Annotated in this window: 19 protein-coding genes and 1 pseudogene; 9 read left to right on the top strand and 11 right to left on the bottom strand. The window is 37.7% G+C overall.

Annotated elements, in window-relative coordinates; genetic code table 11:
- The first annotated feature begins 104 nt into the window (after positions 1-104).
- On the top strand, positions 105-1,052 hold the full coding sequence (locus RFH42_RS00360; RefSeq protein WP_308973553.1) for a lysophospholipid acyltransferase family protein: 948 nt from the start codon (positions 105-107) through the stop codon (positions 1,050-1,052).
- Here the strand turns inward: RFH42_RS00360 and RFH42_RS00365 are convergent.
- From RFH42_RS00365 to RFH42_RS00375, 3 genes are all read right to left on the bottom strand, one after another.
- Positions 1,044-3,482: a DNA internalization-related competence protein ComEC/Rec2 gene (locus RFH42_RS00365; RefSeq protein ID WP_308973554.1), complete on the bottom strand. Its 2,439-nt coding sequence runs from the start codon at positions 3,480-3,482 to the stop codon at positions 1,044-1,046. The two genes, RFH42_RS00360 and RFH42_RS00365, sit on opposite strands and share 9 nt — an antisense overlap.
- 85 nt (positions 3,483-3,567) lie before the next feature.
- Positions 3,568-4,257, bottom strand: coding sequence for a lipoprotein-releasing ABC transporter ATP-binding protein LolD (gene lolD, locus RFH42_RS00370; RefSeq protein WP_308973555.1), 690 nt, complete (start codon positions 4,255-4,257; stop codon positions 3,568-3,570).
- The gene (locus tag RFH42_RS00375; protein ID WP_308973556.1) at positions 4,250-5,485 is read right to left on the bottom strand and encodes a lipoprotein-releasing ABC transporter permease subunit; all 1,236 of its coding nucleotides are present in this window, start codon (positions 5,483-5,485) and stop codon (positions 4,250-4,252) included. The genes lolD and RFH42_RS00375 overlap by 8 nt, the downstream gene beginning before the upstream one ends.
- 25 nt (positions 5,486-5,510) lie before the next feature.
- On the opposite strand from RFH42_RS00375, the pseudogene RFH42_RS16870 reads away from it, so the two are divergent.
- Positions 5,511-5,762: pseudogene (locus RFH42_RS16870) on the top strand (PilZ domain-containing protein); the annotation flags it as partial.
- A 25-nt stretch (positions 5,763-5,787) separates the two neighbouring features.
- Here RFH42_RS16870 and RFH42_RS00380 read toward each other — a convergent pair.
- Together RFH42_RS00380 and RFH42_RS00385 are read right to left on the bottom strand one after the other, a co-directional pair.
- A complete protein-coding gene (locus tag RFH42_RS00380) occupies positions 5,788-6,696 on the bottom strand; it encodes a DMT family transporter (RefSeq protein WP_308973557.1) in 909 nt (302 codons plus the stop codon).
- A 15-nt stretch (positions 6,697-6,711) separates the two neighbouring features.
- Complete coding sequence (locus tag RFH42_RS00385) at positions 6,712-7,185, bottom strand: YaiI/YqxD family protein (protein ID WP_308973558.1); 474 nt, start codon at positions 7,183-7,185, stop codon at positions 6,712-6,714.
- Between the two features lie 252 nt (positions 7,186-7,437).
- Between RFH42_RS00385 and RFH42_RS00390 the strand changes: the two genes are divergently transcribed.
- Positions 7,438-8,376, top strand: a complete 939-nt coding sequence (locus RFH42_RS00390; protein ID WP_308973559.1) for a hypothetical protein — start codon at positions 7,438-7,440, stop codon at positions 8,374-8,376.
- Between the two features lie 80 nt (positions 8,377-8,456).
- On the opposite strand, the gene RFH42_RS00395 is transcribed toward RFH42_RS00390, so the two are convergent.
- Positions 8,457-10,082: a type VI secretion system Vgr family protein gene (locus RFH42_RS00395; RefSeq protein WP_308973560.1), complete on the bottom strand. Its 1,626-nt coding sequence runs from the start codon at positions 10,080-10,082 to the stop codon at positions 8,457-8,459.
- A gap of 1,064 nt (positions 10,083-11,146) precedes the next feature.
- The gene (gene serC, locus RFH42_RS00400; protein WP_308973561.1) at positions 11,147-12,226 is read right to left on the bottom strand and encodes a 3-phosphoserine/phosphohydroxythreonine transaminase; all 1,080 of its coding nucleotides are present in this window, start codon (positions 12,224-12,226) and stop codon (positions 11,147-11,149) included.
- 424 nt (positions 12,227-12,650) lie between these two features.
- On the opposite strand from serC, the gene RFH42_RS00405 reads away from it, so the two are divergent.
- Genes RFH42_RS00405 through RFH42_RS00420 form a run of 4 tightly spaced genes read left to right on the top strand, consistent with a single transcriptional unit; the run spans position 12,651 to position 17,551 of the window.
- Positions 12,651-14,102 (top strand): TolC family protein, encoded by a 1,452-nt coding sequence (locus RFH42_RS00405; protein ID WP_308973830.1) that lies wholly within the window; start codon positions 12,651-12,653, stop codon positions 14,100-14,102.
- 19 nt (positions 14,103-14,121) lie between these two features.
- Entirely contained in the window at positions 14,122-15,315 is a 1,194-nt protein-coding gene (locus RFH42_RS00410; protein WP_308973562.1) for an HlyD family secretion protein, read from the top strand.
- Entirely contained in the window at positions 15,315-16,457 is a 1,143-nt protein-coding gene (locus RFH42_RS00415; protein WP_308973563.1) for an ABC transporter permease, read from the top strand. Before RFH42_RS00410 ends, RFH42_RS00415 begins: the two co-directional genes overlap by 1 nt.
- Positions 16,454-17,551, top strand: a complete 1,098-nt coding sequence (locus tag RFH42_RS00420; protein WP_308973564.1) for an ABC transporter permease — start codon at positions 16,454-16,456, stop codon at positions 17,549-17,551. The genes RFH42_RS00415 and RFH42_RS00420 overlap by 4 nt, the downstream gene beginning before the upstream one ends.
- An 82-nt stretch (positions 17,552-17,633) precedes the next feature.
- Here the strand turns inward: RFH42_RS00420 and mscL are convergent, their stop codons facing one another.
- The gene (gene mscL / locus RFH42_RS00425) at positions 17,634-18,065 is read right to left on the bottom strand and encodes a large conductance mechanosensitive channel protein MscL (RefSeq protein ID WP_308973565.1); all 432 of its coding nucleotides are present in this window, start codon (positions 18,063-18,065) and stop codon (positions 17,634-17,636) included.
- Between the two features lie 241 nt (positions 18,066-18,306).
- On the opposite strand from mscL, the gene RFH42_RS00430 reads away from it, so the two are divergent.
- Positions 18,307-18,660: a DNA transfer protein p32 gene (locus RFH42_RS00430; protein WP_308973566.1), complete on the top strand. Its 354-nt coding sequence runs from the start codon at positions 18,307-18,309 to the stop codon at positions 18,658-18,660.
- A 161-nt stretch (positions 18,661-18,821) separates the two neighbouring features.
- Here the strand turns inward: RFH42_RS00430 and RFH42_RS00435 are convergent, their stop codons facing one another.
- Positions 18,822-20,201: a metal-dependent hydrolase family protein gene (locus RFH42_RS00435; RefSeq protein WP_308973567.1), complete on the bottom strand. Its 1,380-nt coding sequence runs from the start codon at positions 20,199-20,201 to the stop codon at positions 18,822-18,824.
- 236 nt (positions 20,202-20,437) lie between these two features.
- Here RFH42_RS00435 and RFH42_RS00440 point away from each other — a divergent pair, with 236 nt between their 5' ends.
- A complete protein-coding gene (locus RFH42_RS00440; protein WP_308973568.1) occupies positions 20,438-20,686 on the top strand; it encodes a putative hemolysin in 249 nt (82 codons plus the stop codon).
- Between the two features lie 118 nt (positions 20,687-20,804).
- On the opposite strand, the gene RFH42_RS00445 is transcribed toward RFH42_RS00440, so the two are convergent.
- Entirely contained in the window at positions 20,805-21,314 is a 510-nt protein-coding gene (locus RFH42_RS00445) for a hypothetical protein (RefSeq protein WP_308973569.1), read from the bottom strand.
- 132 nt (positions 21,315-21,446) lie between these two features.
- Complete coding sequence (gene gyrA, locus RFH42_RS00450; protein WP_308973570.1) at positions 21,447-24,395, bottom strand: DNA gyrase subunit A; 2,949 nt, start codon at positions 24,393-24,395, stop codon at positions 21,447-21,449.
- Positions 24,396-24,635 lie beyond the last annotated feature (240 nt).

A 24,635-nucleotide genomic window follows, 5' to 3' on the forward strand; every position in this document is an offset into this window, starting at 1 on the left:
TTATATACAAGCTTTGTGATTAAACTGTCTAATCAACTTGAATTAACCTATAATAATCATGGCATTTTTACTTAAATTCAACGGATTCTCTCTCTTTACACGCGATGAAAAAACAACAAACAACGACGATTACCCGCCTATTTCACTTTTTTGGCAGACAACCCATTATGTTGTTGCGCCTTATTGCAAGAAGTTTGGCCTTCATTGTCAATTTAACAGGTGTCAGTAAGACCTCGAAAACACTCAGTCTAAATATTAATATCTGTTTACCAGAACTCAGTGAAACAAAGCGCCAGCAAATTACCCAAGCTGCTATACGCAATGAGATGCAATCCTACTTTGAATTTTTTAGTATTTGGGCCAGCAGCAATGAAAAAAATATTTCACGTATCCATAGTATTCAAGGTGAAGAACATGTACATGCAGCAATAGCAGCAGCAAAAGGTCTTGTTCTTATTGTTCCACATTTTGGTACTTGGGAAGTGATGAATGCTTGGTTTGCTCAACATACTCAAATGACCATTATGTACAAACCAATTAAAAATGCAGAAGCAGATCAATTTGTTCGTCAGGCACGCAGCCGAGAAAATGCCATTTTAGTCCCAACAGATGAATCTGGTGTCAGACAAATTTTCAAAGCATTAAAGCAAGGTGGAACCACTGTGATTTTACCTGATCATAGTCCGAACATTGGTGGGGAGATGATCGAATACTTTGGTATCCCACTTGCGAGTAGTAGTTTGAGCGCCAAACTCATCCAAAAAACCAAAGCAAAAGCACTGTTTTTATACGCAATGCGTAATCAATCGAATGGCTTTGATATGCATATTGAACCCGTAAATGAAGAAATTTATCAAGGCACTGCAGAACAAGGGACTTTGGTTATTCACCAAATGATTGAACAGCTTATTCGACGTTACCCAGAGCATTACCATTGGAGCTACAAACGTTTTAAAGCAAATCCTGCTCTGCAAGATATTTATCATATTCCTCGTGAGCAAGCGCTAGAACACGTTGCCGCTGTTCGCCAACAGCAACAAAATCTATCTTAGCCAGCGATACTGATCTCGATATAATTCAAGTTGCATTTGTTGATGTCGATCTAAATAAAAGCGCATACTTCCCTCATGTTGTGTTTGTTTTAGTGGAATCGACAAATCTTGTAATCGTGCCAATACATGAGGGTGAGGATGACCATAACGGTTATTTTTCCCCACGCTTACCACTGCAAGTTTAGGCTTTAACCATTTTAGAAAATCATAAGCTGAACTATGACGACTACCATGATGTCCAATCAACAGTACGTCAACATTGAGCTCAGGATACTCTTGCATAATTTGATACTCTGTTAGCCATCCAGCATCACCCATAATTAAAAAACTTTTATATCCCACTGCGCTAGGCACCTCTACATACACAATACATGAGCGATCATTTTTATGTTCTGCAACATCATCTAGCTGCTTTTTCTGAGGGGCTAAAATTTCTATACGTGCATCTGCATATTGCCAACGCTGACCTTGTTGACAATATTGAAAAGGAACATCTGCATAACCTGCTTGAATAAAACCACGGTCATATTGATTAGATAAAAATGATTGAATCTGAATGCGTTTTGATAAACTACTCAAGCCACCCCAATGATCTTGATCAAGATGTGAAATGATCACTTGGTCTAGTTGGGTAATTCCTTGCCCGAGTAAAAAAGGACTAATCACATGCTCCCCAATTCCCCACTGGGACTCGTTATAGCTTCCCCCTAAATCAATCATAAGATGGTGTTGATCTAGTTTTAATAACAATGCCTGACCTTGTCCAACATCAATCACAGTTAATTCAAATTTAACTTTAGCCTGTGGGGTATACATACAAGCAATCGCACAGCACAACCAATAAACTCTTATCCATAATCCATGTGGAAAAAATAACACCAAGCCAATAGCAACGCTCAACATTGTAATCTCTAAAGGGCTTAAAGCAGGCGTAATTAAAGCATTTGTGGTTATTTGATCAAGGTATTGCAGTCCCCATAGTAAGCCCTCCAAAATCCAATTCAGCAAGTACAGCAATGCCACAGCAAGATTAGGAACAAACTGATGTAGACTACTGGCAATCATTGCAAGCGGTACCACCACTGCCCCCAAAATAGGTACAGCAATACAATTAGCGAGGGGTGCTAAAATTGAAAACTGTTGAAAGATCCATAACATTAAAGGTAGTAATGCAATAAAAATTTTCCACTGTGATATAACAAACAAATTAATCTGTTGAAATACCCGCCATATCACACTTTGTACAGCCTCAACTTGAACAGTATGTCCTTGCCCCCAATAAATCCGCAGCAAAATTAATGACGATATGTACGATAACCAAAAAGCTGCTGTTAAAATATTCAGCGGATCAAAGAGTAGTAAGATACTGGCACTCAACAATAATATTTGTAATGAAGCGCAACGTTGTTTAATGATCAAGAGTAAACCCAATACACTCACAGTCAGAACTGTTCTCAGTGCTGGAGTCTCAAAACCAACAAAAGCAGCATAACACCATACACATAGAACAAAAGGCCACAACAACAAGTCAGGTCGAGGGCAATATAAAAACATACGAGGCCAACACAGTGCTAAACCTTTCTTTAAAACAGCACAAAAAAGTAACGCAAAAATAAGTACATGAGGCCCGGAAATTGCCAATAAATGCATTATTCCAAGTCGTCTGAATAACATCTGCGTTGTATCAGAGAGCCGACTTTGGTCTGCGCTTAGTAAAGCGAGTAATAAACCGCCCTGTGGAAGTTGCAGTTGATCTAACCATTGTCGTAAAGCTAAACGTTGAGATTCGATGTAGCGTCTTAAGCGTGCTAAGGCTTGCTGTTGCTGCTGTATAAAAGATAAATGCTGTGGTGTAAGCGTATCAGCTGCAAGCTGTTGCCAAGACATGAGCTCGAAACTTGCCATATACTTTTGCTGTATCAACCAGCTTTCTTGGTTGAATACTCCCTTTACAGCATAGCCATGATGTACAATGATTCGGCCAGTTAATTGGTAATATTGCCCCAATTGTAGTTGGGTATGATGCTGTGCTGGATACTGTATCCGCCAAAGTACTGCTTTAGAATGACGATTGAGTACCCAAACACCTTGTTGCCAGCGCTGACTTTCAAGCTGGTTCTTTTCTGCAATATGATCTACGTACACAATAACAGTGGTTATACTCGACTGTGTTTCACGATAACTGAGCTGCTGAGTTAAATACCGATCTGCATAAGCCTGCCCAATCAAAAACACAATTACGGCATTCAGCACAAATAAAGCAATTGATAAATAATAATTAAGTTGTATGCGTTGCATCCATTCTGCAATGCCAATTCCCCCACTCAAGACCAAACATATGATGAGCAGTCTAAATGTTATAGGGCACACCAATGCTCCAATTTGAGCAATACCAATAATCCAAGCCAATAATATAAAGTTAAGTCGCATAACCTAGCCCATAAATAGACTTAGGGAAAAGAGACAAAATTAAAGCCCATCAAAGTGGGCTTTAAAAGGAGTTTGGTCGGATCATTTAAACTTTGGGATCAATCCACATACCATCTTGCATTAACAAGGTTTGGTCTGCAGCCCGTGCCAATTGTTCATCATGCGTGACGATTAACATAGCCATTTGTAGTTCTTGCTGCAATTCTTTGAGTAAAACAAAGATTTGCTGAGCTGTTTTACGATCTAGATTACCCGTAGGTTCATCAGCCATCATTAATTTAGGCTGCGTTACGAGTGCTCTAGCCAATGCCACACGTTGACGTTCACCACCAGAGAGCTCACCTGGTGTATGGCTTAAACGATGCGATAGGCCAACACGATCAAGTAACTTCTCTGCTTGTAATTTTACTTTTTTATAATCCGCATCAGCTCGGAGCATTAATGGCATAGCCACATTTTCAAGAGCAGTAAATTCGGGCAATAAATGATGGAACTGATAAACAAAACCTAAGTGTTGATTACGTAAATATCCACGCTCTGCCTCGGATAAATGATCAAAACGCTCACCATTTAATAAAACTTCCCCTTGTGAAGGCAAGTCTAAACCACCGAGTATATGTAAAAGTGTACTTTTACCCGAACCACTTGCGCCAACAATGGAAACGAACTCACCAGCATGTACTTTAATTGACAGATCTTTAATGACTTCAATACTTGATTTACCATCATTAAATTGCTTTTGAATATGGCGAGCCTCTAGTACCAAATTACTCATAACGAAGTGCCTCTGCAGGTTGAATTTTGGCTGCACGCCACGCTGGATATATTGTTGCAAGGAAGCTTAACAATAACGACACAGTGACAATTAACAACACATCCTGCCAACGTAAATAAGTTGGTAAGTAGTTAATAAAATAGGAGTCAAAGAGGTGTAAACCAAAAGTCGTATTAATCCAACCTAATAATCCGCTTACAGTAGAAGCAAAGATTATCCCAAGAACAGCACCTGAAAGTGTACCAATCACCCCAATAATCGTACCTTGAACCATAAATATTTTAGTAATGGTACGAGGTGAAGCACCCAATGTTCTCAAAATAGCGATATCTGCTTTTTTATCAGTAACCACCATTACCAATGACGAAACAATATTAAATGCGGCCACTAATACAATCAGAAATAGTAATAAACTGACCATCGCCTTTTCCATTTGAATCGCATTAAATAGATTACCGTGAGTATATGTCCAATCTGAAGCAAAGAAGGTGCCTGGTAATTCATGTGCAATTTGCTGGGAAATCTCTGGCGCAAGGAAAATATTATCCAGCTTCATACGAATAGCCTGTGCACCATCTGGTTGACGCAATAGGGTCGCAGCATCATTAAGTGCAATGTATCCCATTGCCGAATCAACATCTGCACCAATACTAAAGATACCAACCAATTTAAATCGTTTAAAACGTGGAATAATTCCCGCAGCCGATGGCGTTGCTTCTGGAAGAACTAAAGTGACTTTATCATTTAGACTTAAACCTAAATTATCAGTCAGTTGCTTACCTAAAACGATACCAAATTCACCTGGTTTAAGTTGATCAATTCCCCCTTCAACCATGTGATCTTGAATAATTGAAACTTTAGTTTCTAGTTTAGGTTCAATACCTGTGACCAATACGCCAGAAACTTGTCCTTGGGCTGTGATCATCCCTTGTAATTGTGTAAATGGTGCTGCCCCAGATACATGCGGATGCTGCTCAATTTTTTTTGTAAGTTCAGGCCAATTAGTAATCGTATGTGTCGTAGAAACAGTTGCTTGTGGCACCATGCCAAGCACTCTATTTTTTAATTCACGATCAAAACCATTCATAACGGCTAGAACAGTAATTAATACGGCGACCCCTAAAGTCAAACCGATCATAGATACTAAAGCAATAAAAGAAATAAAGTGATTACTGCGTCGAGCGCGAGTATATCTCAACCCTATATATAGCGAGATAGGTTTAAACATACCAATCTAGTCCGAGGTTTTTTATGAAAATTTACAGCATCAAAATCAGCACAATGTACGAAGTAAACTCTAATATTGATGCGGCCTTAAGGATGAATATTCAGATCATTTCAGACAACATTGCGATCAATGATCCTTGATGATGCCAACTTCATTTTGCCAGCTATTTTCCACTACTTAGCCAATTAGATCAATTTGATCATGCACTTAAATACGAAATGGAACAATTTAATAAAAATATCAACAAATTACACGCATGTTATTCTTATTTATACAGTTATCAGAGAGAAAATAAACGCCTATTACCCTAGGCGTTTTTTTTCCTGTAATCGACTTGCACGTAAACTCGGGTAAAAATATACAACCACACCACAAATTAAAATTACAGCACCAAGAAAAACCCAAACACTTGGTATTTCAGCATTTAATATTGCACCAAAAAACATAGCCAACATAGGCGTCATGACTGTTGTTAGCGATAGCGTGCTGGCAGGAATATTTTGTACCAACTTAAAATAACAAAACATCGCAATTAAAGAAGCCATTACAACGGTATAAAGTAAAGCTAAAATACTTTTGAGTTCAGGCACATGTGTTGGAGCTAAATGCCATATAAAGGGAATAATTGCAGTAACGACAAGTGTAGAAACTAAAATAGATCCAGTTGCTTGAGCCATCGGCTCAATTTGAGCATTAACCTTTTTCACCCAATAAATAGACAAGGCATAGTTAAATACACTAATGAGCATGAGGATGATTCCAAAGGGATGTACATGTTGTCCCTGCCCACCACTCATACAAATAATACCCAAGCCTATGATGGCTACCACCATCCCTAGCCATTGAATCCACTTTAAACTTTGGCCAAAAGCAAAACGACCAATTAAACCTGCCATGATGGGTGCTAAACCAAACATTAAGGCCAGCACACCAGAACTTAGATAATCTGTAGCTGCATAAGTAAAAAATTGTGAACCAATTAAACTAAATGCCCCAGCAACATAACTATGTAAGGCTTGTCGGTTAAAGGGTAATTTAACTTTTAACAACAGTAAAAGTAGGCCAGATAAAATTAATGCAATAAAAAAGCGAAACACCAAGGCCCAATATAAATTAATATCCTCCACACTCCAGACAATTGCCAGTGGTGTTGTAGACCAAATAAATACCAATAAAATATAAGTCAGGATAATATTTAACGAAGATGGCATATCGAGGGACCTATCCTAAAGTGAACCTAATTTACGTTTTTGCTTTAGAATTGTTTGATCTAAACTACTAGAAAATTCTCGCTTATCTCGCTCAGAAATTGGAGGAGGTCCACCAGTTTGTACACCAGCACCGCGCAAGGTATCCATAAAATCTCTCAAATGTAATCTAGCTTTGATATTAGATTCAGTGAACACTTCTCCGCGAGGATGTAAGGCTATTCCGCCTTTTTCGATCACTAAAGCGGCTAAAGGTATATCTTGTGTAATGACAATATCATTACTATTCATACGATCAACAATTTCCTTATCTGCCTGATCAGCTCCACTTAACACTTGTAAAAAATGAATACGAGTTGAGGTTTGAATACCGATCGCTTGGTTTGCAACAAATGTAATATCAAGTTGATAACGATCTGAAGCGCGTAAAATAATTTCACGTAATATTTTGGGTAATGCATCTGCATCTACCCAAAGTTTAAATGGCAACACGATTTGACCCTATTTCCAGCAAGCGTGTTAGTGTAACAAAGATTCTAAATCAACACTGTAGCTTCGCAGCACAAAATATGAGTTTTCATCTTCTGTAACAATCAAAGTGAATAATTGAAAATAATAAGATGAATATGCAATCAAAATGGCTGTAATTCCAATTAATCTACAGTAAATTCGCTTCAATACCTTGAAATTTACAGATTACCCTCGATTAATAGTTACATGTTATTTAGGTTTTAATGCAAGCATATGAACAATCAGAACAAACCAGAAATTATTATCATAGAAGATCAAAACTTTGGCAGTCATATTGAGCATTGGAGCTTACTTTCACCCCAAGCAACCACGGATGTTCCCAAATGGTTAGGTATGGCATTAGATGCCCCAATTATGCCCATGGGACTCTGTGAACAAGAAAGTGATATGGACCCTAATATGTGGTTAATTCAAGGTCCTAGCCATGCTGAATTAATGTTTAATCAAATTGTCAGTGTAGAAAATAATAAACCACAAGCTGTTAAAACAGCATTTCCTAGTTTTAATAGCCCTTATAACTGTAATGCTCAGATTAGTCGTATTATTTGTTGTAAGTCGAATACCCAAGCAGTGTTACAACTACAGCTAGGTCCCAATAGTACCGTTTACGCTTTCGATCAACTGTATAGTGTCAACCATGAATTTTATCAAGCACAACAAAATTATCAGGTTCAACTCAATGGCTGGGCCTATGCACTAGAGAAAGTATCAGATTCTGACAGCATCGTTGTTGATGACCCAGCCTCTATACGCCATCATCATGCCTTGAACGATATTTTAGCTGAACATAATGGTATTAGTCCGGACAACCTTCAAGAACTGATCGAAGCTTGGCAGCCTAAAAGCAGTGAACAATTAGAACCTGTAACTGTCGATTTTTCCAAAATGGTGGCTTATCTCTATGGTGAGACCCTAGGACAAGAAGATGAAGCTTGGTTCCAAGGAAAAATTGTAGGTAAAACTCATATTCCATTCATGCAACAAAACTTTACGCTGTATGATGTCACGCTGTTCCTTGAAGCCGATCAACCAGCAACACTTATTCGAATTGTTGCTCCAGATCCAAGCTTACAAGACTTTGAAATTGGTCAATATATTCGTGGAAATATATGGGTTCAAGCGACAATTCATTCAACAGCACCAACTAATTAATAACAATGCTGTTCCCATTGCTGCTTAATTTGGCATTGTAATGGGAACAGTGCGCTGATGATAAAACTTAGATCTTCTGCTTATGCTCTAGCCGCTTTCATTTCTTCAATATAATTATCATTGAGTTTTTGTGTATCGGGCAAACGCGCTTTAATATCTACTGGAATCGGGATTTGTTGTCCATCATGAATGCGACCAACTACAAAAGGCTGGTCTATATTGCCATCGAAAAAATCTACAACCACGATGTCGCCAATTTTAGGTAAAAACTGTTTACCCTCATAGCTACTCGCCCACGGCGCGAGTACATTAACCCAAACTGCATTTTTTTCCTTGGTCACAGAGCTTGTGGTAAAAGTACTATATTGGTCTGAATTTAAAAGAAAATGAACTTTAATACGCCCCCACTCATCTACATAAACCTCCTCTCCAATTGGACCAATCACCTCTGCACGCTGTGGACGTGCATTCACACGATGCTTCACAGGGTTATATTCTGGCACAGTTAAACTACTCCTTAACTGTAATGTTAACGTGGTGATCGGGTGAGAATCATAGGCAATAAATGCTGTGTACGACCAATGACTTAATTTTGATAAAGCCATAATCTGATCATCTAACACTTTGGTTAATTCATTTTTTTTATAAAAATCTTGAGCAATAATGAGCAGCTCTCTATCAGTGCTACTTTCCACACCAATATTGGGATGACCTTCTAATTCAAACCAACAACCCACTTGTGCATCATCAACATGAGCGTAAGCAACAAACTGCCGTGTCTCAGTGCGCTGGTCAGACCCTAACTTGTTATAGCGCTGGATAAGCTTCATATCTTCAGTTTTACTACCTTGCACATCAGCTTTTAGCTCTGGGATTAAAATTGAACTCTCCACAATCAAATGCTCTAAATCCGAATTTTGCTGTGCTGCACCTTTTTTCCAAGACATATCAACTAAAGCACCATGTTCGACAAGACAATGGATACGATCTTTAATACTGTAAGGGCTGCGCTGATAAGTGATGTTTTGACGTGTTAATTGTGCAAACTGCTTATTATCATCAATTAAACATAAACGCTGTGCTTCAATACGACAAGATGGATGATTTACAAAGGCACTGGCCTCATCAATGAGAAAGTTTATTTGCTCTTGCCTTAGTAAGTTTTTTATAAACTCTTCATCACTCAATTGTTGTTGCATCGTGAAGGGACGAATGGGATATGTTTTTTCTAACCCTTTCAACTCTAACAATAAACTCGAAGCAAATAATGGACTTATCTTTTTCCATTCACTAAAAATAATTTCTACAATCTCAACAACAGACTTCGCCATAAACACACGACTGTTGTGTCTATATTTCCACAAAGCAAGCGGGTCTTGTACATGTAACTGATATACAGTCAAATGACCATCAGAATGGCCTTGCTCAGCCTCCATGACAATACCGCTCATTCTAAAATAACGACCATCTTCAATTTGGCAATCCACTGCAACTTGACTACCAATAAACTGTTCTACGGGAATCACTATTTGTTCAGATAAACATAACAATACTGTTTGTATTCCTTGATTTAACGCCTGTTTACCTTGGATATGATGTAAATATACATGTTGATTAAGTGATTGATTTGAAAACTGTATATGCAAAGTCCTTTTTTTTACATTTGAATCCATATGCTCAAATATGTTTTGGTTATTATTCAGCATCTTAGAAATCACTCAAAATTATATAAAACAACCCAAATCGAATAAAATAAAACCAAATTAATCTATCTTCTTTTTTTCATCATTTCCACAAAATCACAATTTATTTTCAATTAAAGACACACGTCACAAAATTTACTTTGCAGCATCTGATCAATGCATCAATGCGATGTATTTACTCTATCCCTTTGACAATACAACGAACACTATATTGATAAATGACATTTATGATTGGAACAATATTATTTAACGCAGTAAAGATTGAAATAACAACACAAAGCCATTTGTTACATAATCAAAGCTTTTACTCAGTTTGGTTTAACGCATAGCCGTATTATCTTATCCACAGGAAACAAAAGTGATAAAATTTGCTTAATTAAAGATATTTTTTATATTGAGCTTACTTATTTTAAATAATCGGAAGATACAACATATTAAGTATTAAGATTATATCAGACAGTGAATTAAATCATTTCTAGCCATAACAGATTATTCCAATGGTCTTATTCTATTAATTTCAATTATTACAATATGTTGATTATTATTTCACTCAATATTAAATCTAATTCAAAGCATTGTTTCGCCACCTTGAATCTACTTGCTTTGCATGGATCAATAAAAAAAATTGACCGCTTATTTTAAATCTCAGTTAGACTTATCCACAGATTTTCATTTTATAAGTTGTATTTGAATTTAAAAATAAGTTTTTTTAAATTCAAATCCTATGATAAATAGATAATGCTATTTGTAGATTAAATTTAACTTAGTACTTTATTTAATCTAATTATTATGATAAAAGTACAACAAACCAAATACCATACACAATAATTTATTACTTAGGTTTAGTGATGAAAATTATACCCGAACACTCAACTAGTCTAATTCATCAAGAAAATGGCTTCAGAATAAGATTAGATGCAGGCGCATGCTGTTTTTTTGTACTTGGCATGTTTATTTGCGCAATGGTTTTTCACCAAATTAGCATATTTACGCATTTCTAAGACAACTAAAACAAAAACCTCAGCCCAAATTTGAACTGAGGTTGCTTGTTTTACATTCAAGTATGTTTAGCCATGGCGCTTAACAAAACCATCCATAAAGTCAACTAATGCTTGTACTGCTTCAAGTGTTACAGCATTGTAGATACTTGCACGCATTCCACCAACTGAACGATGGCCAGCTAAGTTGAGCAAATGATTTTCTTCAGCTTCTTTAAGGAATAATTTTTCCAAGTCAGCATTGGCTAAAGTAAATGGCACGTTCATTAGTGAACGATTAGCAACTGCGATTGGATTGTTGTAAAAGTCACTTGAGTCAATATAACCATAAAGCAATTCAGCTTTAGCTAAATTTACTTTATGAATAGCCTCTACCCCACCCTGTTCAAGTAACCATTCAAATACCAAGCCAGATAAGTACCAAGCATAAGTTGAAGGTGTATTCACCATCGAATCATTTTTAGCTTGAGCAGAATATTTCAAAATACTTGGAATTTCAGGTTTGGCTTGATCAAGCAAATCTTCACGTACAATCACAATCGTCAAACCAGCAGGACCAATATTCTTTTGAGCACCTGCATAAATTAAACCAAATTTACTTACATCAAGTGGCGCAGACAAAATACTAGAAGAAAGGTCTGTCACTAATGGTGCTTGAACATTCGGAATTTCTTTAAACTGGATACCACCAATCGTCTCATTTTCCGCATAATGTACATATGCTGCATCAGCTGACAATTGCCATTCTTGCTCTGCTTTAATTGCGATTTTTCCATCAATTTTTGTCGCAGCTTCAATTGTACGAATATCGCCATAGCGTTGAGCTTCTTTAAGCGCTTTCTCAGACCAAATTCCAGTATGAATATAATCTGCCTTATTGTTTTTACCCAATAAGTTTAATGGAATTGCAGAGAACTGTAGTGAAGCCCCACCTTGTAAGAACAATACCTTATAGTTCTCTGGAATATTCATAAGCTTACGTAAATCAGCTTCTGCCTTTTCTGCTACAGCGACATAGTCTGAACTACGATGGCTCATTTCCATGATCGATACGCCCTTACCCTGCCAATCCAACAGTTCACGTTGAGCCTTTTCTAATACAGCAGTTGGTAATGCAGCAGGACCAGCACAGAAATTGTACGCGCGCATGATGTTTCCCTTTTTGAAAGTGAAATGAACGAGAAGATGGCATTTAAGCATATAATCAGTATTGATGCATTATGAAAGGCATGGATTAATCATGATTATTTTTATATGTAATCTAGCGTCACTTTATAGCGCCTACAAAATAGGCAAAGTAAATTGATTTTTACTAGAATTTAGCATAACGTTCATTATAAATTTTCTTTAAAATAATTGTGGTCTTCTACTTTTCATTCTAATCAATACAATATGATTCATTTCGATTGATATAAGTAATATAAACGGTCTTTATATTTATATTGAGTTTTTATCATATTCATATTGTTTTCGTTTGGATAAGCCAGATCACTTTGCTGTCATAGAGACCACGTTGATGCAAATCCAAAGCCCTATTTATAAATCACCGTATCGCTCTTTTTTTATTCGATGGATGCAACATAATACACAGGCTGTATTGTGTTTATGTACTGGTCTACTGAGCATCCAAAGTGTTCATGCCAAAGAACTCAGTTATGCACAAGCTGAACAACAGTATCTAAATAGTTCATACAGCACTATGGCGCACCATGCGTTACAACAAGCCTCTGATCTTGAAGCACAAGCTGTAAAACATTTAGGCATGCCTAGAGTCGACCTCAATGTTCGTGCTTATGCCTTCGAAAGTAAGGTTGATGCTCCTCTCGATTCATTTAAAAACAATATTGAAAATTCACTCTCAAATAGTATTAATCAGAATGTTGACCAATGGCCTAATCTTCCAGATGATATGAAAGGCCCTATTAAAGATCAATTACAACAAGGCCTACAAAGTGGTTTAGGCATGATTCCAAATAATGCCCGTTTTACAATTGAAGACCAAACCATTCGTCCAACAATATCTGTATTAATGCCTTTATATACTGGTGGCTTTACCTCTACCACAAAAGAAATGGCACAATTAAAATCTGCACGTAGTGAACTCAATAGCCAACAGCAAGAAAGCTTGCAACGCTACGAAATTATTCAAGCTTATTTTAATGTACAACTACAGCAAAAATTATTACAAGCCAATTCATCAAATCTTTCTGCCACGACTCGACATTATCAAAATGCCCTAAAGCTTGAACAACAAGGCTTTATTAGTAAAGGGCAACGTATGCAATTTGAAGTTGTTAAAAATAATGCTGAAAGAAGTTTACAAAGTACAAAAGCAGACCTCTCTAGCAGTGTATTTAAATTAAGTAACTTATTACAGCAAAATACTGTTGATCAACTGAGTACACCTCTCTTTATTAATACCACTCATGATCAATCTATTACCGCTCTGCTTAATAGTTTTCCAGAACATTCGGCATTAATTCGTAAAATGCAAATGGATACTCGACTGGCCAATGCTAACGTAGAATTACAACATGCTTCAAAACGTCCAAGTGTTTTTGCTTTTGGTGAATATGGTTTAGACAATGATCACAACTGGATTGTTGGTGTTGCCGCACGGTATAACTTATTTTCAGGTATCGATAAAAATAAAACCATCCGTGCCGCAGAATTACAACGCCAAGCAAGTGAATTATTAACTTCACGAACCAAACAAGAAACAGAAAACATGATATATCGTTCGTATAACGAATTACGTAATGCCCAGCAAAGCCATATTTTACTACAAGAAAACATAAAGGCTGCTCAAGAAAATCTCCGCATTCAAGAACTTTCTTTTAAGGAAAGTATGGGAACAGCAACTCAAGTCATTGATGCACAAAACATGTTAAACAGCTTAGAAAGTGAAACTGCTTTAAATGCTTATAGATACATTTTGGCACTTGCCACCTTACTAGAAAGTCATGGTTCGATTCAGCAATTCCAAAATTATGTGAATCAACCTAACACCATGTATATTCGTTAATTACTGCTGGGAATCAGACATGACACAAGCCTCTTCTCACGATCAAGACTCAACTGCAAACCAACAGCAGCCTGAAGCCAAACCATCCAATTTAGTTAGTAATGAGGATGCATCACAAATAACATCTAGTTCAACACAAGCAACTGATTCTACAACACCCCCACAAGCTACATTGCAGACCGGTGAAGCAGTTAATCATGCAATACCTGAGAAAAATGATCCCCAAAAAGCAAAATTAAAAAAAATAATCCTCTTCATCGTTGTATTGGCTTTATTCAGTCTCATTGGATTTGGTCTTTGGAAAAGTTATCAACCGCAGTGGATTGAACTACAAGGGCGAGTTGAAGCCGAAACTGTCCATGTGAGTACAAAACTACCTAGCCGTATTGAAGAATTTTTGGTCAAAGAAGGTGAAATAGTAAAGAAAAATCAGCTATTGGTACGCTTGCATAGCCCAGAGATTGAAGCTAAAAAACAGCAAGCACAAGCAAGTTTACAAGCTGCAATGGCTTTACAGTCAACCACTGAGCGTGGTGCGCAACAAGAAAACATTGAAACGCTTTATTCCAACTGGCAAAGTTTGAAGGCACAAGAAAATCTCGCCCAAACAACCTATATGCGTGGTACAAAGCTCTATCAGGAAGGTGTCATTTCAAGACAACGTCGTGATGAAATGCAGGCTGCGGCAATTTCCTCCCAACAAATGACAATGGCAGCATATCAACAATATGCACGCGCCAAACGAGGCAGCACTGTTGAGCAAAAGTCCGCAGCAGATGCACAAGTAGAGATTGCTCAGGCAGCTGTAAATGAAGCCAATGCTTTAGAGGCAGAAACGATTTTACGTTCTCCAGTTGATGGGCAAATTTCAAAAACCTATGGAAAAGTCTCTGAATTTGTTGGTATAGGTGTACCTGTCCTAAGTATTATCGAAAACCAACATGCTTGGGTTAGCCTCAATGTCCGTGAAGACCAATATGCGCAAGTTTATCAAGCTAAAAATCTAGATGGATTTGTTCCCGCTCTTAATCGCAACATTCAATTTAAAATTGACCATATTGAAGCTGAAGGTGAGTTTGCGACCATTAAAACCACACGACAAACAGGTGGATATGATATTCGTAGTTTTAAATTACACTTAAGCCCTACTCAACCTGTAGCAGATCTCAAAAGCGGTATGAGTGTACTTTTTAAAATCAAGGCAAAAGTATAATGTTCACAGCCATGCTCAATGAGCTACGTTACCTTGCCAAACACAAATGGGATTTGGTCATGGTGACTCTAATTCCATTATTGTTACTCGTCATGCTGACCAGTATGTTTTATCAGGGTAAGGCTGAACATTTGCCCATTGCACTGATTGATCAAGACCATAGTCAACTGAGTCATGAAATTGAACATCATCTCAGTCTAAATACTACCGTTGATATTGTTTTAAAGACCACAGATCTTGCCGAGGTTGAACAGCAACTCAATCAGACTAAAATCTGGGGCTATGTCTATATACCTGATGGCGCAGAACAACGTTTAGTCCATGCCGATGATGCAGGAATCGCGATTGCTTATAATCTCAGTTATTTTAGTGTAGGCAACAGCATCTCATCAGCAATGTCTTTAAGCACTTTACAAGCCATCGCAGCCTATATGGGCAAAGACTACCTTGCACAGCATATTCCAGATATCAGCATTCCCACTGCCCATGTAAAAATTTCACCGCTTTATAACCCTGGGCTGAATTATGAGTTCTATTTGCAGCCACTCATGGTTCCAGCTATTTTACATCTGTTGCTGTGCTGCTGTGTCGCATTTAGCATTGGACAACATTATTTATCTCCACAAACTGCAGCTCAACCTTCAACGACAGTCATAACCACAATACAAGAACTCAATGCCAAAATTCTGGTGTATGTCATTATTTTCTGTCTTTGGACTTGGGCATGGATGTATTGGATGATTGTGGTTAGAGGTTGGTTTGTTGCAGGACAACTCTGGATTATCCTTCTTGCTCAATTTGTGTTTTATTATGCCTATGCCTATATCAGCGCTTGTATTGTTTTAGCCACACGTAATTTGAGTAAAAGTTTTGGCGTGATTGCTGTATACGGAGGATCATCCTTGAGTTTTGCAGGTGTTACTTTACCTGTGAATAATGCTGTGGTCTTTACTCAAATTTGGGCAGATCTTATTCCGTATACCCCATATGCTAAATTACAAACTCAACAATGGGCGATGGCAAGTCCGCTGCACAACTCGCTCACACAGCTTGCCATTATTGCATTATTCCTGCTTATTTTTGCTTTGCTTTGTACATTTTTGATCGCTAAATTGCTCAAATATAAGGAGCAGACAGCATGAGAGATTTTGTACAAGCGTACCTACAAACGCTACAAGATATAGTCAGTAACAGTGCTATCTTTACTACACTCATTTTATCTGTTGTTTTTTATAGCTTTTTTTATCCGACTGCCTATAAAGCAGAACAAGCAACGCATTTACCCATTGTTATTGTTGATGAAGAGCAAAGCATCATTAGTCAACAGATTGTTACTGAAGTTGCTAAAAGCCCTAAGGTACAAATCGTACATGTAATTTCAAATTTTGCCGAAGCTGAAAACTTGGTCAAACAACAAAAAGCTGATGCCATATTATTGCTCCCATTTAACCTTTCCCAAAGTTTAGCGCGTGGTGAAGTGGGCGGTGTGGGCTTATATTTAAACGCCACTAACTTTTTAAAAACCAAACAAATAGGCAGTGGATTAGCAAGTTCAATTGAACATGCAATTGAGCAACAGCTACAACGGTTTAAAGAGTATTCCCACTTCTCACCTCAAGTTCCAATTCATCAAATTCCACTATTTAATGTTTATTCAGGCTATGGAAGTTATATTTTCCCAGCAATCTCCCCACTGATTATCCACCAAACATTATTTATTGGACTGGGAATGCTCATTGCAGGTTATCGTGTGCAAAATAAACGCATGAACAAAGCCAGCTTTATCGGTTGCTATATGGCAGCATTAAGTATTGGTTGTTTAGGCTGCTATTATTTATTTGGTTTTAGTTTCTGGTTATATGATTATCCTCGTGGTGGTAATTTTTGGACGATGCTGATTGCCGTGCCTATTTTTATTAGTGCTGTGGTAGGCCTGAGCATATTATTAGCTTCGTATCTAGATGTACCTGAGCGTGCTGGACATATTATGGTATTTAGCTCAATTCCTTTATTGCTGTTATCGGGTGTGGCTTGGCCACATGCAGCCATGCCCTCTTTATTGGCAAATTTTGGGCAAATTCTCCCATCAACTCAAGGCATTCAACTCTTTATTCAGCTTAATCAAATGGGTGTTCCCTTCCTAGATGTGAGCAATAAATTAGCATATTTACTGATTATTGCAGTCATTACAACCTTTTGGGCCTATAAACGTCTATCTACAATGAACAAATCATAAGTGTGTAAAACCTCTAAACTAACGTGTTTAGAGGTTTATTTATTCTCAATTCAAATTATTATCTATGCCATTTTCGGCTCAATCAGCGCTTTTTTAACTCATCACGAATTTCACGTAATAATTCAATGTCCTCAGGCGTTGCAACTGGAGCAGGTTCCGCTACTGGCTGTTGTTTACGCAGTTTATTCATTCCTTTAACTAAAAGAAAAACAACAAGAGCAAGTAAGAAGAAATTAATTGCAATCGTTAAAAAGTTTCCATATGCAAAAATATTTAGACCTTCCGCTTGGGCTGCTGCCAAACTGGTTATATTTTTCGGATTATCCCCGAGCACAATGAACCAGCTAGAGAAATCAACATCTCCTCCAAGGATCCAAGCAACGACAGGCATAATGATATCCTTCACCATGGAATCAATAATCTTCCCAAATGCACCACCGATAATTACACCGACAGCGAGATCCATGACATTACCTTTGACAGCAAATTCTTTAAACTCTTGAATAATACTCATTATCTTTCCTACGATTTATGGCGAAAATTATTATTGTGTGAATGAGTTAACAATTATTTTCTACTCAGACAACTACTTTGTATTGATCAGAAAAACACAATTAACTAACTAATTTAATTATGTTTTTATTCAAAATATAGTAATTTAAGTATTTTTAAAAATTGATAAAACCGATCAATAAATGATAAAAAATTTAAATAAAGTTGCTAATATAAATTAACTTTAATTATAGGTTATTAATATGAAATCTATTTTTTTACTCGCGACTGTTGCAATAGGCATTGCTGCTTTATCTGGCTGTACTGCTGCAGATATACAACCTAAACGTGCTACTACAGCTGCGATTGGCGGTGGTCTTGGTGGTGCTGTAGGGCATAAAGCAGGAGGAACAACAGGAGCTGCTATAGGCGGTGCTGTCGGTGGAGCGACTGGAAGTAAAGTACAAGGTGGCTCTAATGCAAATGCTGCTGCAAGTGCAGCTGGTGGTGCGGCTGGCGCTGCGGTTGGCAGTAAAGTTGCTGGAACCAAAGGGGCTGCGATTGGTGGCGCAGTTGGTGCTGGAGCAGGTTCAAGTTTACAAGGTAATGGAAAATAAATTTTTCTTATTTAACTAAGCCTATTTATTTTCACAACAGGGCTTATGGCGAGATACTCTACCTCACTAAAAACCCGTAGAGTATCTGCGCCACCTCGTCCTCTTTATGCTATTACAGAACAAGATGGCTAATACATGATATATCAAACTAATTTCATTGATTAATTTAATATATTTTTATAAATAACCCCATCCTTCATAATCAACAACAGGTTTTTATTCGGATCTGCTAATAATTTAATATCAGTAATAGGATCACCATCCACCAATAACAGATCTGCAATTGCACCTGTTTCAATAACACCAAATTTACCTTTATAAGGGCTACGCTCACCAGATAATGCTAACAATTCAGCATTCGTTGAAGTTGCCATTTTAAGTACTTCTGCTGGTTGATACCAACGTGTCATGGTTGTTAATAATGCACCTTGGTTTTTCGTCATTTTAGGGTTAAATAATATATCTGTTCCCCATGCCACATTAAGTTTGTACTTTTTCGCTAGCTCAAAAGATTTATCAGTACCAGCCTGAACTTGCTTTTGTTTTTCACGATTTTCCCCAACTTGCGGATTGGCAAACTCATTGTCAATAAATGCTTGTGAGCTTAACCAAGCCCCCTTTTGTGCCATCATTCTTGCTGTAGCATCATCTAATAATTGACCATGCTCAATAACTTTCACGCCACCTTTCAATGCCGTTTGAATTGATTTGGGTGTATAAGCATGTACAGAAACATAGGTTCCCCAATTTTCAGCCGCATTTACCGCAGCACGAAACTCCTCTTCTGTATATTGAGCAACATCAATTGGGTCATAATTTGATGATACTCCGCCACCAGCAGCCAACTTAATTTGTGAAGCCCCAAGCATAAGTTGTTCACGTGTCCGTTTAAGTACCTCATTCACACCATCGGCAACAATTCCTCCGCCTAATGCTTCACCTCGACTCAAACTCCCATTACTTGGAGATGGAACTTCATAGGTCATTCTAAAATCAGCATGTCCACCTGTTTGCGAAATAATAGAACCAGATGGCCAAATACGTGGCCCATCAACCATTTTTTTATCGATTGCCCGTTTAAGTGAGAAAACAGGACCACCCAAATCACGTACACTAGTAAAACCACGCATTAATGTATTTCTAGCCTCTTGCGCAGCAATGAAATTAATATCGGCAACTTCGGCTGTCATCATGGCTGTTGGGGGTAAAGCCGCCAACATAGCATGCCAATGTGCATCAATTAAACCAGGCATTAATACTTTTTGTTGGCCTTGAATAACTTTAACTTGGTTTGTCACACTTATTGGATGAGTTGATATCTCTTGTATTTGGTTACCTCGAACCAATACATTGACAGGTGCTGATAACTTTTGTGATTTACCATCAAAAACACGAACATTTTCAAATAGTACTTCGCTTATCTGCTGATTCTCAACAGCAGAAACTGGACTAGTTTGTGCAGGAGGTGTATGTGCAAATACAGAAGTACTCAGAGCGAAAAATAGGATTGAAGTATTACTCAGATATTTTGCAATTGTCATAATCATTCCTTAAAAGTGTAGTGGTTCTTTATTTCTCATACAGCACAATTGAGAAAAAACATAAAGTCGCTCTCATGATGAGCTTAAAAAAGCCTAATTCATCAGCGCCAATATCCTAAACTAAAATTGGCTAATTTCTGATTTATTGTTACATAAAGAAATTATATTTTATTGATAATAAGATAGAATTTTCTATATAAGTTTAAACTTTAACTAATTTCATAACGAGTATAAAGATGATTCGAAAACTTCTCATTTCCACTAGTCTCATTTCACTAATATCACTAAGTGCTTGTGCAAATCATCAATCAAAGCCTGAAAATGTAAAAATAGGAATGGCAAATCCAGCAAGTGTATATTGTCAAAATATTGGTGGAAAACTCAGTATTCAGAAAGAAAAAGATGGTGATGTCGGCTATTGTGAATTATCAGATGGACAAGTAATTGAAGAATGGAAGTTATATCGCCAACATCACAGCGAATAATGCAATCACTTATCTTTAAAGTCACCAATCAATCAGCTTTAGGCTATTTAATCATCCTAAAACCCAGTGATGCGTATCATCAATACGCTCACTATTTAGTGTAATAATTATAATATTTCTAAATTTCAATAATATGTGGCTCGTTTTCTTGTTCGTTATCGTGCTCCTCAGCTTCATCATCATATTGTTGTATCGTATTCACATGGAAACCAATAATATCTGTACCATTATTCATACCATCAAAAACCACACTAAAATAAACCACTGTATTTGGATAATGATAGGCATATACCACCGCTGTCGTTTTTCCCTCACCCCATTTTACCGAACGTGTCGTATTCACAATTTCCATGGAACTATACGCTGTGTTTGGAACCATCTGCATAATTTCACTTAGCAACTTAGGTTTACTATTTAATTCTGTTTGCAAACTTGGGCTCACTAACATTTTCACTGTTGCAGGCTCATGCTTCTGCAAAGCTGTATATAATTGTTCTGATTTTAAATTTTGATCCAAGCTTGCAGATACGGCTGACCACTGCTCAAACTGAGCCCAAATATACTCTCCTACACGAGCACACCCCGTTAAACTAAAAGTAACGACAAGTAAAATGGCCACTCTTTTCATGTAAAAACTCTTTAACTCATTGTTTTGTTCAATATTACACAATATGTCAGTATTTGACTGAATATAATATCAATCTATAAATACATAAAAAGGCCGTCACATGGACGGCCCTCTTCAAGACTTAGTGAAAACTCATTCTGAATCTTGTTCAGTCGTTTCGGTATCTACTACCTGCTCTGTAGACTCATTCGATTCTTCTACAAGAATCTCTTCATCTTCAACAGCCTCAATAGACACTACACCAACCAATATTTCTTCTTGACCCAAACGAATCAGACGAACACCTTGTGCGTTACGACCCGTTGTTGCAACTTCTGCTGCACGAGTACGAACCAAAGTACCACCATCAGAAATCAACATCAGTTCTTTGCTTTCATCGATAGACACTGCACCAATCAACTCGCCATTACGTTCCGAGGTCTTGATTGCAATCACACCTTTACCACCACGTTTCTTGGTTGGGAAGTCATCAACTGGTGTCCGTTTGCCATAGCCGTTAGCACAAGCACACAGCACTTCACCTGTTTCAGGAACAACAACTAAAGAAACAATACGGCTTACTAAAGTAGAATCAGACTGTTCATCGTCTTCACTCTCAAGCTCTTGCTCTTCAGCTTCTTCCGCCTGAGCTGCTGCCAGTGTCACGCGCATACCACGCACACCTTTAGCTGTACGTCCCATAGCACGAACATCTGTTTCAGCAAAACGAATAGCCTTACCTTCATTTGAGAACAACATGATCTGCTGTTCACCATCAGTTACAGCAACACCAATTAGGGTATCTTCTTCGTTAAGCTCAATTGCACGTAAACCATTAGAACGGACATTACTAAACTGATCCAATTCAACACGTTTTACCGTACCAGAAGCTGTTGCCATAAAGACATAGAAGTTTTTCGGCAAACTATCAGCTTGTTGAGCAAAATCAGCAATAATCGGATCTTCTAGATCAGTTACATCAAATGCTTGTTGAATTGCTTTTAATACAGTAACTGCATCAGCTGCAAGTTCTTCAGCCTGATCGTCTGTCTGAGCCAGTGCCTGTTCTAATTCAGCATAATGTGTTTGAACTACAGCATTATTTTTCAATACTGCTGCATTGGCCTGAACAAATGCTTTAAAGTCTGTCAAACGTTCAGCAAATTTCTTCGGCGCATCAATCACAGGTAAAATTGCAGTGATGGTTTCTTTCTCATCCAATGGCAAGAGGTTGACCATAGGACGACCTTTAGCACCACGTGATGCCTGCGGTACTTCAAAAACTTTTAAGCGGTAAACTTTACCAATATTGGTAAAGCAAAGCACCGTTGCATGGTTCGATGTAACAATTAAATGTTGAATAAAATCATCATCTTTCATGCTAGTTGCAGATTTTCCGCGACCACCACGACGCTGTGCAGCATAGTCAGAAAGTGGCTGAGTTTTTGCATAACCTGTTTGCGAAACAGTCAATACAACTTGCTCTTCTGGAATCAGGTCTTCACGGCAGAAATCAATGCGAGACTCAACAATCTCTGTACGACGTCCATCACCATACTGCTGTAAGATCACCGCTAATTCTTCACGAATCACGTTCATCAATAAATTGAAGTCATTTAGAATTGCTGTTAATTCTGCAATTTGTCCTAAAATTTCTTCATATTCAGCAAGTAACTTATCTTGCTCTAAACCTGTTAATCGGTGTAAACGTAGCTCTAAAATCGCGGCAACTTGGGCTGGTGACAGACGATAAATATCTCCATCTAAACCAAATGGGCGTGCCGGATCTTCACCTTCAATTTCATCAGGACGAATAGAGACAGAACCTGCCTTCTCAAGCAATGCAATTACACCACCACCAGACCATTCACCTGCTTGTAAACGCTCACGCGCTTCAGCTGGATTTGCTGAAGTTTTAATGGTTTCAATGATTGCATCAATATTGGCTAATGCAACAGTTAAGCCTTCTAAGGTATGACCACGCTCACGTGCTTTACGTAATTCGTACATTGTACGGCGTGTAACAACTTCCTGACGATGGCGAATGAATGCAGCAATAATATCTTTAAGATTCATTAGCTTAGGCTGGCCATTGTCTAGGCAAACCATATTGATGCTAAATGAATTTTCAAGTTGAGTTTGTAGGAATAGGTTATTCACGATAACTTCAGCATTTTCACCACGCTTTAAGTCAATCGCAATACGCATACCTTCTTTATCAGATTCGTCGCGTAATTCAGAAATTCCTTCGAGTTTTTTCTCTTTTACCAGTTCAGCAATACGTTCAATGGTTCTTGCTTTATTCACCTGATAAGGAATTTCGGTAAACACAATTGTTGTACGACCCGTTTTTTGATCTTCTTCAAAGTGATATTTACCACGAATATGCAAACGGCCCTTACCAGTACGATAAGCATCTACAATTCCAGACTTACCATAGATAATCCCCCCAGTAGGAAAATCTGGACCTGAAATATGTTCCATCAGACCTTCAATACTGATATTTGGATTATCTGCATAAGCCAAACACGCATGAATCACTTCAGTTAGGTTATGTGGCGCCATATTGGTCGCCATACCTACTGCAATACCAGCAGCACCATTAATTAAAAGATTTGGAATACGTGTTGGCATAACCTGAGGTATACGCTCAGAACCATCGTAGTTATCTTCCCAATCAACAGTGTCTTTTTCCAAATCAGCCAATATTTCATGGGTCAATTTGCGCATACGTACTTCGGTATAACGCATTGCTGCAGCACTATCACCATCTACAGAACCAAAGTTACCTTGGCCGTCAATGAGTTGATAACGTAAGCTGAAATCTTGCGCCATACGAACAATAGTTTCATATACGGCTGAATCACCATGTGGATGGTATTTACCAATGACATCACCAACAACACGAGCAGACTTTTTATACGCTTTGTTATAGTCATTGCCTAGCTCATGCATCGCAAATAAAACACGACGATGCACAGGTTTTAAACCATCTCTCACATCAGGTAATGCACGTGATACGATCACGCTCATTGCATAATCAAGATATGAGTGCTTGAGCTCATCTTCAATGGCAATCGGTCTAGTTTCCGATACGCTCATGCATACTCCTTATTACAAGTAAGTGTAGTGCTTGATTTATTTAAATAATCATGCAAAAAATTAGCTAAAAATTACGGTGCTAATTCGAGAATTACAGCGGCAAATTATAGCATAATTATCTGCTGTATTGGCTGTTGCCCAAAGACTATCTTGTTATATTTTATATAAAATATTTGCACATTGATTAGCCAAACTTTGCTTATTATTGATGACTGACTTTGATCAATTCAACCTGATGCC

Source organism: Acinetobacter rudis (assembly GCF_031157835.1).
In the GTDB taxonomy this organism is placed as follows: domain Bacteria; phylum Pseudomonadota; class Gammaproteobacteria; order Pseudomonadales; family Moraxellaceae; genus Acinetobacter; species Acinetobacter rudis_A.

Bases quoted from the DNA above. Each gene is read 5' to 3' on its own strand.
- RFH42_RS00360 (WP_308973553.1), top strand. From the start codon at position 105: ATGAAAAAACAACAAACAACGACGATTACCCGCCTATTTCACTTTTTT.
- RFH42_RS00365 (WP_308973554.1), bottom strand. From the start codon at position 3,482: ATGCGACTTAACTTTATATTATTGGCTTGGATTATTGGTATTGCTCAA.
- lolD (WP_308973555.1), bottom strand. From the start codon at position 4,257: ATGAGTAATTTGGTACTAGAGGCTCGCCATATTCAAAAGCAATTTAAT.
- RFH42_RS00375 (WP_308973556.1), bottom strand. From the start codon at position 5,485: ATGTTTAAACCTATCTCGCTATATATAGGGTTGAGATATACTCGCGCT.
- RFH42_RS00380 (WP_308973557.1), bottom strand. From the start codon at position 6,696: ATGCCATCTTCGTTAAATATTATCCTGACTTATATTTTATTGGTATTT.
- RFH42_RS00390 (WP_308973559.1), top strand. From the start codon at position 7,438: ATGAACAATCAGAACAAACCAGAAATTATTATCATAGAAGATCAAAAC.
- RFH42_RS00395 (WP_308973560.1), bottom strand. From the start codon at position 10,082: ATGCTGAATAATAACCAAAACATATTTGAGCATATGGATTCAAATGTA.
- serC (WP_308973561.1), bottom strand. From the start codon at position 12,226: ATGCGCGCGTACAATTTCTGTGCTGGTCCTGCTGCATTACCAACTGCT.
- RFH42_RS00405 (WP_308973830.1), top strand. From the start codon at position 12,651: ATGCAACATAATACACAGGCTGTATTGTGTTTATGTACTGGTCTACTG.
- RFH42_RS00410 (WP_308973562.1), top strand. From the start codon at position 14,122: ATGACACAAGCCTCTTCTCACGATCAAGACTCAACTGCAAACCAACAG.
- RFH42_RS00415 (WP_308973563.1), top strand. From the start codon at position 15,315: ATGTTCACAGCCATGCTCAATGAGCTACGTTACCTTGCCAAACACAAA.
- RFH42_RS00420 (WP_308973564.1), top strand. From the start codon at position 16,454: ATGAGAGATTTTGTACAAGCGTACCTACAAACGCTACAAGATATAGTC.
- mscL (WP_308973565.1), bottom strand. From the start codon at position 18,065: ATGAGTATTATTCAAGAGTTTAAAGAATTTGCTGTCAAAGGTAATGTC.
- RFH42_RS00430 (WP_308973566.1), top strand. From the start codon at position 18,307: ATGAAATCTATTTTTTTACTCGCGACTGTTGCAATAGGCATTGCTGCT.
- RFH42_RS00435 (WP_308973567.1), bottom strand. From the start codon at position 20,201: ATGACAATTGCAAAATATCTGAGTAATACTTCAATCCTATTTTTCGCT.
- RFH42_RS00440 (WP_308973568.1), top strand. From the start codon at position 20,438: ATGATTCGAAAACTTCTCATTTCCACTAGTCTCATTTCACTAATATCA.
- RFH42_RS00445 (WP_308973569.1), bottom strand. From the start codon at position 21,314: ATGAAAAGAGTGGCCATTTTACTTGTCGTTACTTTTAGTTTAACGGGG.
- gyrA (WP_308973570.1), bottom strand. From the start codon at position 24,395: ATGAGCGTATCGGAAACTAGACCGATTGCCATTGAAGATGAGCTCAAG.